Annotated in this window: 11 protein-coding genes; 5 read left to right on the top strand and 6 right to left on the bottom strand. The window is 70.2% G+C overall.

Annotation, left to right across the window (positions count from 1 at the left end; translation table 11 throughout):
- The 3 genes from pstC to pstB form a co-directional block, all read left to right on the top strand.
- A partial coding sequence (gene pstC / locus AC13HU_RS21825) for a phosphate ABC transporter permease subunit PstC (RefSeq protein ID WP_483043605.1) occupies positions 1 to 951 on the top strand: 951 nt, incomplete at its 5' end.
- Complete coding sequence (gene pstA / locus AC13HU_RS21820; protein ID WP_483043604.1) at positions 948 to 2,030, top strand: phosphate ABC transporter permease PstA; 1,083 nt, start codon at positions 948 to 950, stop codon at positions 2,028 to 2,030. The genes pstC and pstA, both read left to right, overlap by 4 nt.
- Positions 2,031 to 2,077: 47 nt before the next feature.
- Positions 2,078 to 2,854, top strand: a complete 777-nt coding sequence (pstB, locus tag AC13HU_RS21815; protein WP_483043603.1) for a phosphate ABC transporter ATP-binding protein PstB — start codon at positions 2,078 to 2,080, stop codon at positions 2,852 to 2,854.
- Positions 2,855 to 2,963: 109 nt separating this feature from the next.
- Here pstB and AC13HU_RS21810 read toward each other — a convergent pair whose 3' ends face one another.
- A complete protein-coding gene (locus tag AC13HU_RS21810) occupies positions 2,964 to 3,959 on the bottom strand; it encodes an inorganic phosphate transporter (RefSeq protein ID WP_483043602.1) in 996 nt (331 codons plus the stop codon).
- Between the two features lie 5 nt (positions 3,960 to 3,964).
- Positions 3,965 to 4,585, bottom strand: coding sequence for a DUF47 domain-containing protein (locus AC13HU_RS21805; RefSeq protein WP_483043601.1), 621 nt, complete (start codon positions 4,583 to 4,585; stop codon positions 3,965 to 3,967).
- Positions 4,586 to 4,775: 190 nt separating this feature from the next.
- On the opposite strand from AC13HU_RS21805, the gene AC13HU_RS21800 reads away from it, so the two are divergent.
- Entirely contained in the window at positions 4,776 to 5,102 is a 327-nt protein-coding gene (locus AC13HU_RS21800; protein WP_483043600.1) for a metal-sensitive transcriptional regulator, read from the top strand.
- A 119-nt stretch (positions 5,103 to 5,221) separates the two neighbouring features.
- Here the strand turns inward: AC13HU_RS21800 and AC13HU_RS21795 are convergent, their stop codons facing one another.
- Together AC13HU_RS21795 and AC13HU_RS21790 are read right to left on the bottom strand one after the other, a co-directional pair.
- On the bottom strand, positions 5,222 to 5,443 hold the full coding sequence (locus AC13HU_RS21795; RefSeq protein ID WP_483043599.1) for a hypothetical protein: 222 nt from the start codon (positions 5,441 to 5,443) through the stop codon (positions 5,222 to 5,224).
- 129 nt (positions 5,444 to 5,572) lie between these two features.
- Positions 5,573 to 6,400: an SCO4651 family lipoprotein gene (locus AC13HU_RS21790; RefSeq protein ID WP_483043606.1), complete on the bottom strand. Its 828-nt coding sequence runs from the start codon at positions 6,398 to 6,400 to the stop codon at positions 5,573 to 5,575.
- 867 nt (positions 6,401 to 7,267) lie between these two features.
- Between AC13HU_RS21790 and AC13HU_RS21785 the strand changes: the two genes are divergently transcribed.
- Positions 7,268 to 8,818 (top strand): FAD-binding oxidoreductase, encoded by a 1,551-nt coding sequence (locus tag AC13HU_RS21785; protein WP_483043598.1) that lies wholly within the window; start codon positions 7,268 to 7,270, stop codon positions 8,816 to 8,818.
- A gap of 166 nt (positions 8,819 to 8,984) precedes the next feature.
- Here AC13HU_RS21785 and AC13HU_RS21780 read toward each other — a convergent pair whose 3' ends face one another.
- Together AC13HU_RS21780 and AC13HU_RS21775 are read right to left on the bottom strand one after the other, a co-directional pair.
- Complete coding sequence (locus AC13HU_RS21780; RefSeq protein WP_483043597.1) at positions 8,985 to 9,677, bottom strand: phosphatase PAP2 family protein; 693 nt, start codon at positions 9,675 to 9,677, stop codon at positions 8,985 to 8,987.
- A 298-nt stretch (positions 9,678 to 9,975) separates the two neighbouring features.
- Positions 9,976 to 10,343: C40 family peptidase (locus AC13HU_RS21775; RefSeq protein WP_483043596.1), on the bottom strand; the 368-nt coding region annotated here is incomplete at its 5' end.

The raw sequence follows: 10,343 nt of genomic DNA, 5'->3' as shown, positions 1-10,343 counted from the left end.
CCGCCGGACCAGGCGAAGACCGTCACCCGCCCGGGCGACCGGATCTTCGCCGGACTCTCCCGCGGCTCGGGCATCTTCGTCCTCGTGATCATGGGCGCCATCGCGCTCTTCCTGACCGTCCGCTCGGTCAGCGCCATCTCCAAGGACCACGCGAACTTCTTCACCACCTTCGAGTGGAACGCCGCCCTGACCCCGCCGAAGTTCGGCATCGCGGTCCTCGCCTACGGCACCGTGGTCAGCGCGGTGATCGCCATGGCCATCGCCGTGCCCATCGCGGTCGGCATCGCGCTGTTCATCACGCACTACGCGCCGCGCCGGCTCGGCGACCTGATCGCGTACGTGATCGACCTGCTCGCCGCGGTGCCCAGCATCATCTACGGCCTGTGGGGCGCGCTCTTCCTGGTGCCGCACCTGCGCGGCCTCAACCTCTGGCTCGACCACTACCTGGGCTGGACGGTCATCTTCCACAAGGACGACCCGAACTCCACCCCGCGCTCGCTGTTCACGGTGGGCATCCTGCTGGCGATCATGATCCTGCCGATCATCACCAACGTCAGCCGCGAGGTCATCCGGCAGGTGCCGAAGATGCACGAGGAGGCGGCGCTCGCGCTCGGCGCGACCCGCTGGGAGGTCATCCGCATGTCGGTGCTCCCCTTCGCCCGCTCCGGCATCATCTCCGCCTCGATGCTGGGCCTGGGCCGCGCGCTCGGCGAGACCATGGCGGTGGCCACCGTGCTGTCCGCGTCGCCGACCCTGACCGCGCACCTGCTGGACCCGGCCGGCGGCACCTTCTCGCAGAACATCGTCGCCAAGTTCGGTGAGGCCACCCAGTACGGCCGGGATGCCCTGATCGCGTCCGGCCTGGTGCTGTTCGTCATCACGCTGCTGGTCAACGGGGCCGCCCGGCTGATCATCGCCCGGCGCAAGGAGTACTCGGGGGCCAACGCATGACCGACACCGCTGTCGACACGACGCCGTCCGCCGCCCGCCCCGCCTCCCCGCGGCTGGCGACCCGGCGGCTGCCGCGCTGGACACCGCCGGCGATCGCGGTCGGCTCGATCGTGCTGGCCGTCGCCATCGGCGCCGGCGCGGGCCTTTCCAGCCACATCCAGTGGGGCCTGATCGCGCTGCTGCTCTTCGTCGTCGGGTCGTACGTGATCACCGCCCAGGTCGAGGGCCGCCGGCAGGCCAAGGACCGGGTGGCCACCAGCCTGGTCTGGTCCGCGTTCATCCTGGCCGTCCTGCCGCTGTACTCGCTGATCGAGACGACGATCAAGCAGGGCGCCGGCGTGATCGACGGCACCTTCCTGACCCACTCGATGAAGAACGTGCTGACCATCGAGCCCGGCGGCGGGATCTACCACGCGATCATCGGCACCGTGGAGCAGGTCGGCCTGTCCGCCGCCATCGCCACCCCGATCGGCATCCTCACCGCGGTCTACCTGGTCGAGTACGGCCGGGGCCGGCTCGCCAAGGTGGTCACGTTCTTCGTCGACGTGATGACCGGCATCCCCTCGATCGTGGCGGGCCTGTTCATCCTCTCGCTGTGGTTCATCGCCTTCGACAAGGCGCCCCAGTCCGGCTTCGCCGGCTCGCTGGCGCTGGCGATCCTGATGACCCCGATCGTGGTCCGCTCCACCGAGGAGATGCTCAAGCTCGTGCCGAACGAGCTGCGCGAGGCGTCCTTCGCCCTGGGCGTGCCGAAGTGGCGGACCATCACCAAGGTGGTCGTCCCCACCGCGATCGGCGGCATCACCACCGGCGTGATGCTGGCGCTGGCCCGGATCGCCGGCGAGAGCGCCCCGGTCGCCCTGCTGATCTACGGCGCCCAGTACATCAACAACAACCCGTTCAAGGGCCCGCAGGAATCACTGCCGTTCTACATCTACCAGCAGTACGTGAACGGCAACCCGGCGAGCTACGCCCGTGCTTGGGGCGCGGCCCTGGTCCTGATCGGCTTCGTGATGATCCTGAACCTCGTGGCCCGGCTCATCGCGCGCTGGAAGGCGCCGCAGCACTCAGGTCGCTGACGCGGCCATCAGCAGACCTAGAGAAATGAAATGAAGTGATCCCCACCATGGCCAAACGAATCGACGTCAGCGGCCTGTCCGCCCACTACGGCAGCCACAAGGCGATCGACGACATCTCGATGACCGTCGAGCCCGGCTCCGTGACCGCCTTCATCGGCCCGTCCGGCTGCGGCAAGTCCACCCTCCTGCGCACCCTGAACCGCATGCACGAGGTCACCCCCGGCGGCCGCGTCGAGGGCAAGGTGATGCTGGACGACGAGAACCTGTACGGCAGCGGCGTGGACCCGGTGACGGTACGGCGCACCGTCGGCATGGTCTTCCAGCGCCCCAACCCGTTCCCCACCATGTCGATCTACGACAACGTGGCGGCCGGCCTGCGGCTCAACGGCGTCCGCAGGAAGGGCGAGCTCGACACCATCGTCGAGAAGTCCCTCAAGGGCGCCAACCTCTGGAACGAGGTCAAGGACCGGCTGAACAAGCCCGGTTCCGGGCTGTCCGGCGGCCAGCAGCAGCGGCTGTGCATCGCCCGCGCCATCGCGGTCGAGCCGCAGGTGCTGCTGATGGACGAGCCGTGCTCCGCGCTCGACCCGATCTCCACCCTCGCCATCGAGGACCTGATCGGGGAGCTGAAGGAACGCTTCACCATCGTGATCGTCACCCACAACATGCAGCAGGCCGCGCGGGTGTCGGACCGTACCGCGTTCTTCAACCTGGCGGCGGTGGGACAGCCCGGCAAGCTGATCGAGATCGACGAGACCGAGCGGATCTTCTCCAACCCGTCGGTCCAGGCCACCGAGGACTACATCTCCGGCCGTTTCGGCTGACCCCGGACCGCTGTGCGGTGCTGCATGGCGGTGCCACCGCAGGGCGCGCAGGCCCCGGCTCCCCTCAAGGGGGCCGGGGCCTTTCGCATCATGGGCGAGACGGCGGAAATCAGCCGAAGACCAGCCGGACCAGGTAGAAGCAGATGGCGGCGACGACCGCCGCGGCCGGCATCGTGATGAACCAGCCGCCGACGATGTTCTTCGCCACGCCCCAGCGGACCGCCTTGACCCGCTTGGTCGCCCCCACACCCATGATCGCCGAGGTGATGACGTGCGTGGTGGAGACCGGCGCCGCGAAGACGTACGACGTGGTGTAGAGGATCGCCGCGGAGGTGGTCTCGGCGGCGAAGCCCTGCGGCGGGTCGAGGTCGATGATCCGGCGGCCGAGGGTCCGCATGATCCGCCAACCGCCCGCGTAGGTGCCCAGCGACATCATCGCCGCGCAGATCAGTTTCACCCAGATCGGGATGCCGAAACCGCGGCTCGGGTCATGGATCACCAGCGCCAGCACCACCACACCCATCGTCTTCTGGGCGTCCTGGAGACCGTGGCCGAGCGCCATCGCGGCCGCCGAGAGGGTCTGCGCCATCCGGAAGCCGCGCTTGGCCTTGTGCGGGTTGGAGCCGCGGAAGAACCACAGGATCGCCATCATCACCAGGTAGCCGACCAGCAGACCGACCACCGGGGACAGGAACATCGGCACGATGACCTTGTCGATCACGCCGTCCCAGTGCACCTGGGTACCGCCGGCCAGCGCCGCGCCGACCAGTCCGCCGAACAGCGCGTGGCTTGAACTCGACGGCAGCCCGAAATACCAGGTGACCAGGTTCCATACAATGGCTCCGGCGAGCGCGGCGAAGAGAATGCCCATCCCGCTACGGCCCTCGGGCGTGGCGATCAGGCCCTTGCTCACGGTGCTGGCCACCTTGGAGCCGAGGAAGGCGCCGAGCAGGTTCATCACCGCGGCCATCGCGAGCGCCGCCTTGGGGGTCAGCGCGCGGGTGGAGACCGAGGTGGCGATGGCGTTCGCCGAGTCGTGGAAGCCGTTGGTGTAGGTGAAGAAGAGCGCGACCGCGATGGTCACGACCAGAACGAAGGTGTCCACGAAGGTCAGGACTCCTTGACCGCGATGGTCTCCACCGTGTTGGCGACGTGCTCGAACGCGTCGGCCGCCTCTTCCAGCACGTCGACGATCTGCTTGAGCTTGAGCACCTCGATCGCGTCATACTTGCCGTTGAACAGGTGCGCGAGCAGCTTGCGGTGGATCTGGTCGGCCTGGTTCTCCAGCCGGTTGATCTCGATCCAGTACTCGGTCAGGTTGGACATGGTGCGCAGGTTCGGCATCGCCTCGGCGGTCAGCTCGGCGGCCCTGGCCAGTACCTCGATCTGCTGCTCGACACCCTTGGGCAGCTCCTCGACGTTGTAGAGGACGACCAGGTCGACGGCCTCCTCCATGAAGTCCATGATGTCGTCGAGCGAACCGGCGAGGGTGTAGATGTCCTCCCGGTCGAACGGCGTGATGAAGGAGGAGTTGAGCTGGTGGAAGATCGCGTGGGTCGCGTCGTCACCGGCGTGCTCGGCCGCCCTCATGCGTTCTGCGATCTCGGTCCGGGTTGGCGAATCGGCCCCGAGCAGTTCCATCAGAAGCTTCGAACCGGCGACGATGTTGTCCGCGGACGCGGCGAACATGTCATAGAAGCTCGTCTCCCTGGGGGTCAGACGAAAGCGCACGTGAGGTCCTCGGGGTGCATGAGTTTCGGTCTCGTTGATGCTAGGTGCATCATCCGGCCGCGGCTAACCGGCGTCCACCAGTGTCGCCCATCGGACGAAGTCCCCCCGACAGGGGATGCCTCGCACAGGGTATCGATTCGGTAAGCTATACCCATCCGGGGTATAACGGGACAGAAGGGCGGAGATGCTGATGGCCACGGAAGGCGTCGCCGGGGAGATTGTGAAGCCGCACGGGCCGCATGGCTACAGCCATGACAAAGAGGCCCACCTGAAAAGGCTGCGCAGGATCGAGGGACAGCTGCGCGGACTCCAGCGGATGGTCGAGGAGGATGTGTACTGCATCGACATCCTCACCCAGGTCTCGGCGAGCACCAAGGGACTGCAGTCCTTCGCGCTCCAACTGCTGGAGGAGCACCTGCGGCACTGCGTGGCCGCGGCCGCGGTCGGCGGCGGCCCGGAGATCGACGAGAAGGTCGCCGAGGCGACGGCGGCGATAGCGCGTCTGCTGCGTACGTAGTCGCGGGGCGGGCACGGAGTGGACGCGTACGGGACGCGCCCAGGGTGGATGCGTACGGGCGGATGTGCCCGCGCCTGACGCGCAGGTCGCGCTTCTCGCCGGGTTTCCCGCCGGCGCGGTCAGTGCGGAGCTGGTGCCGCGACCGGCAAGGTCTGCCGGGAGGGGCACTGGTTCGCCTGGGCCGGCGGGACCCGGGCGACCTCCAGTACCTCGTCGATCCGGTCGAAGCTCAACCGCTCCTCGACGGCGGCGGAAGCGGCGATCATCAGCTCGCCGCACAGATCGATCTCGGCCAACGCCACCAGATCGTCCTGCACCGATGTCATGGGCGACGGCGCCATACCCGCACCACCTCCTCTACGCATCCCCGTACGCCTGCGAACGGCCGTCATCAAGCGTAGGGACCATACGTGGCCCGGCGCATGGCACGGATGGACCATTTCCAGTAGGCCCGATCCGGCGGCGCCCGGTTACGGCTGGGCAGAAACGATCTTGCCGGTCCAGATTTCGGTACTGCCGGGCATGGTCACCGCGACCGGGGTGCCGAAGGCGTCGTAGGTCGTGGTGGAGACAACTGTCACATCCCGGCCGGCGGCCTCGGTGCCCTTGGCGGTGCTGGACGTGCCCATCGTGAACCGCTGGGTGAGCTTGCGCAGCCGCCCCTGCGCGTCCAGCCACGCGTCGAACGGCACCCGGGTCACCGTGAAGCCCTTCGCCGCGGCACTCAGCGGGCCGCGCACGGCGGGCGAGGCGATCCGGGCGGCCCTGGCGATGTCGGTGCTGCCCCGGAAGTGCCGCACCTGGACGCCTTGCAGTTGCTCGGTGCCGGAGTACGTCACATCCTCGGCGCCGCGCAGCAGTTCGGCAGCGGCCAGCGGTTCGGTGGCGCCGCCGGTCACCAGGTTCCCGTCTGGGAGGCGGGTGGTGTCCACCCGCACCCACTTGCCGGTGGGGACACCCGCGCCGCGGTTCTTCATATAGAGGGCGCCGGGCGTCATCAGCTCGGTGATCGGCTTGTGCTCCTCCTTGCCGACCGCGTCCTTGGGCAGCCGCACCACCACCTCGCCCCGCTGCTCGGCGTAGTCGAAGCCGCCGGCGCCGGTGATGGTGACCAAGGTGCCGCCGCTGGCCATCCGCATCGCGGTGTCCACCTTGGAGCTGCCCGCCTTGACCAGGGTGTCGGCGGCGTTCGTGACGGCGCGGGTCTGGGCCGCGTCCGCGGGGGTCGAACCGGACGAGCTGCCCGCGGCCGGGCCGCCGCAGCCCGTGGCCGTGGCCAGTGCGGCCGCGCACAGCAGCGCGGCGGCTGCGGTCGCGGGCTGCCGCGTCGTCGCGGGGCCGCGGTTCTTGCGGTTCTTGCGGTGCCCATGTGGCCCGCGGTGCCCGCGCTCCGGGCGGTCCGGGCGGTGGGCGTCCGTCGCCCCGCCGTCTGCTGTCGCACTCGTCACGCCGGTCGTGCCCGCCGTCGTGCCCGCCGCTGGGGTCACCGCTGCCACCATTGCCCGTCCATCCCTGCACCCGCCCTACCGGCTGGGTCTCACCGGGATAACGACGGTCTTGAGCGCGCCGTCACGCCCGTTACGGTGGAGTCGTGTCCGATGTCGGAACAAGGGGGCGTGCCGCCGGCGGTGACGGCCGTCATGACGTGACCGTCGTCGAACGGGGGGCCTTCGCGGTGGCGCGGTGCTCGTGCGGCTGGAAGGGGCCCGCTCGGCGGGCGCGGGATCGGGCCCGCCGAGATGCGAAGGACCACCGCGGATAGGGGTGCCCCTGTCCGCCCGGGCTGCCCCGTCCTGTCGGCTCCCGGATCACCTGCCGGTGGGTGGTCGGGTGGTTGCCCGCGAAGTCTTTTGTGGCCGTGAGGGGGTGCCCCCTCACGGTCGTGGCTATACCAGCCCGACGGTGGGCGGTTGGCCGCGCAATTCCCGCGCTCACCAGCAAGTGCCGCTTGGCGTTGGGTGGTTGGTCGCGGTCCGGAGGGGCACGGCTTGGGGAAGATCGCAACCGGTGGGGGTGGTGTGGCGTCTTGGGTCTCTGAAGGTGCGGGTGTGGTGGAACGCGCCTGCCTCCAGGCCCGGGATCGGGCCTCACGCATGGATGCGACGGTGGAACGCATGGGCCGGGGAAATTACCGGAGTTGGGGTGTCGGCAGGAGCTCCCGCAGGGTGGAGCGGCGGACAGCGCTGAAGGCGGGCGGCGGGGCGCTGGCGGCCACGGTGCTGAGCGGGTGCAATGACGACGGCGGGGATGACGCGAAGGCCCCTGCGCCCGCCTCGGGTTCGGGGACGACCGCGTCTTCCGCGAAGCCGACCGCGTCGGGCACCCCCTCGCGGGTGAAACCGGACTGGCCGGCACTGGCGAAGTCGCTGGACGGGACCCTGGTACGCCCGCAGGACAGCGGGTACGACGTGGACCGTCGCCTCTACAACACCCGTTTCGACTCGCTCCGTCCGGCCGCGGTCGCGTATGTCACCGGCGCCGACGACATCCGCACCTGCCTGGACTTCGCCCGCCGTACCGGCATCACGCCGGCCGTCCGCAGCGGTGGCCACTCGTACGCGGGCTGGTCGAGCGGCACCGGCCGGCTGATCGTGGACGTCTCGAAGCTCAACACGATCCGGCTGGACGGCACGACCGCCACGATCGGCGCGGGCGCGAAGCTCATCGACGTCTACAACACCCTTGCGCAGTACGGCAGGACGGTGCCGGGCGGGTCGTGCCCGTCGGTGGGCGTCTCGGGGCTCACGCTCGGCGGCGGCCATGGCGTGATGAGCCGTTCGATGGGGCTGACCTGCGACAACCTCACCGGTGCGACGCTGATCACCGCGGACGGCCGCAGCCACGCGGTGTCCGCCGATGCCGAGCCGGACGTCTTCTGGGCACTGCGCGGCGCGGGCAACGGCAACTTCGGCGTGGTGACGTCCCTGACGTTCGCCACCCACCCGGTGCCCGACGTGGTCACCGGCTATCTGACCTGGCCGTGGAGCCGCGCCGCCGACCTGGTCCGCGGCTGGCAGAGCTGGGGCCCCGACCTGCCCGACCACATCTGGTCCGCGCTGGACCTGAACTGCACGGTCGGCCGGACCCCCACCGTCTCGGTCGCGATGACCTCCACCGGCTCCCGCGACGACCTCGCCGCAGCCGCGGACCGGCTGGCCACCGCGGTCGGCGCCCCGGCCACCTCGGTGTCGCTGCGGCCGCACACCTACGTCGACGCGATGTTCTCCTACGCAGGCTGCGAGGGCCGCAGCGCCGCCCAATGCCATCTCGCCCCGGTCGGCAGCCTGGAGCGGGACACGTACACCGCGCGCTCCGACTTCTACGACGCGAACCTGCCGGCCGGCGGCGTCCAGGCGCTGGTCGGCCAGATGCAGCGGCTCGCCAACCAGTCCGGCGGCGGCGCCGGGAGCATCGCCCTCACCGCGCTCGGCGGCGCGGTCAACCGCCCCTCCGCCACGGCCACCGCGTTCTCCCACCGCGGCTCGCGCTTCCTGGCGCAGTACCTCGCCTCCCACGAACTGTCGGCCACCTCATGGCTGGACAGCACCCACACGGCCCTGCGCCGCTACGCCTCCGGCGCCGCCTACCAGAACTACACCGACCCGTCCCTGACGAACTGGCGCACCGCCTACTACGGCCCCAACGCGGACCGCCTCACCGCCCTGAAGAAGCAGCTCGACCCGACCCGCCTCTTCGACTTCCCGCAGGCGCTCTAAGTGCCGTGGCCGGACAGCGGCTGACGAAACCCCACGGGCCGACCCGTTCCCGTCGCCCGGACCGTGGCCTGCTCGGCACGCGGACCACACAACCGCCGCCGCCCTCCTGGCTCCCGGTAGCGCGCCGGCGCTCAACCGCCCGCGCCGGTGCGCGCAGGTCGTCGCTCTAGGCCGCCAGATCCTTGTCGGTGGCGCTGTGGCGGATCTTGCGTGGGCCGAGCCGCCGGGCGGCGGGGGTGGTGCGCGGTGACGAGCGGATCAGGACGGCGGCGCGGCCGCGGGCCACCCGGGTGGTGAGCCCGGTGAGCAGGGCGACGGCGGGCGCGGTCAGCAGCAGTACGGTGGCGGCGCCGAGCGCGAAGCCGCCGATCACGTCGGTCGGGTAGTGCGTGCCGACGTAGATGTCGCAGAATCCCTCGGCGAGGGCGGCCACCAGCGCGAACACGCCGAACTTGCGGTTGACGGTGAACAGCCCGACCGCGACGGCGGCGATGACCGCGCTGCGTACGCTGACGAAGGAGTAGCCGCCGTCGTGCACCAGCACATGGAGGCCGTCGTGGTCGGCGATGGGCCGGGGCCGTTGGACGAGGGCTCGGATCGGCAGGTCGAGCAGGGCCGCGATCGCGGCGGCGAGCCCCGACCACAACACACCGGCGACCGCGGCCGGCGCGTCCTCGGCCCGCCGGGCCACCCGCCACCAGCACCAGACGGCCAGCACGAGCGCCAGGGCGACCAGGCCGTACCCGCCGGCCCACTCCACCGCCCGGTCGACGCCGCGCGGGGCGTGCCCGGACAGGCCGTTGACCCCGCGCAGCAGACTGACGTCGGGGTTCACGCTGTCGCCTGCGACCTTCGCCATCGGGTCCACCCCTCGTCGGGCAACGCAACTGAACGTGCGTTCATCGTCGGCTCGTGAGCAACCCCCGTCGCTTGCGTCTCGCGCCATTCTCCCCCGTACAACGGTCGGCACACTACGTAACGTTCCGGTCTTCGCCAGATGATCACCATGCCGTTATGCAAGGGTGACCAGCGGGAACGGTAGGGCGGCCGGGAGCCCCCAACGCTCAGGGCCGAGCCTCACCCTGCGCACTCGTCACGCGTGTGTCATCCGCCACGGCCGCCCGTCGCGCTCGTCCACCATCCGTCACGACGACCCGTCAGGAGGACGCGGACGACGCGGGCGACGCGGTGGGCAGCGCCTGCGCCCCGCTCTCGGTGACCCTGGTCGCGCCGATGTAGTCGGGCGAGTCGATCGGGTCGAACCGGATCACCGCGCCGGTGTGCGGCGCGTCGATCATGTAGCCACCGCCCACGTAGATCCCGACGTGGTGGATGGAGCGCGGGTCACTCAGATCGTAGGCGAAGAAGACCAGGTCGCCGGGGAGCAGTTCGGCCCGGCTCGGGTGCGGCCCGGCGTTCCACTGGTCGTTGGCCACCCGCGGCAGGGTCACCCCGACCGCGTGGTACGACGCCTGCGTCAGCCCCGAGCAGTCGAACCGCCCGTCCTGCGCCGCCGTCCCCACCC

It is taken from the genome of Streptomyces sp. NH27 (assembly GCF_056859195.1).
This window is presented reverse-complemented; position numbering and strand designations above follow the sequence as displayed.

Excerpts from the sequence above, each read along its gene's own strand:
- pstA (WP_483043604.1), top strand. The coding sequence starts at position 948 with ATGACCGACACCGCTGTCGACACGACGCCGTCCGCCGCCCGCCCCGCC.
- pstB (WP_483043603.1), top strand. The coding sequence starts at position 2,078 with ATGGCCAAACGAATCGACGTCAGCGGCCTGTCCGCCCACTACGGCAGC.
- AC13HU_RS21795 (WP_483043599.1), bottom strand. The coding sequence starts at position 5,443 with ATGGCGCCGTCGCCCATGACATCGGTGCAGGACGATCTGGTGGCGTTG.
- AC13HU_RS21780 (WP_483043597.1), bottom strand. The coding sequence starts at position 9,677 with ATGGCGAAGGTCGCAGGCGACAGCGTGAACCCCGACGTCAGTCTGCTG.
- AC13HU_RS21800 (WP_483043600.1), top strand. The coding sequence starts at position 4,776 with ATGGCCACGGAAGGCGTCGCCGGGGAGATTGTGAAGCCGCACGGGCCG.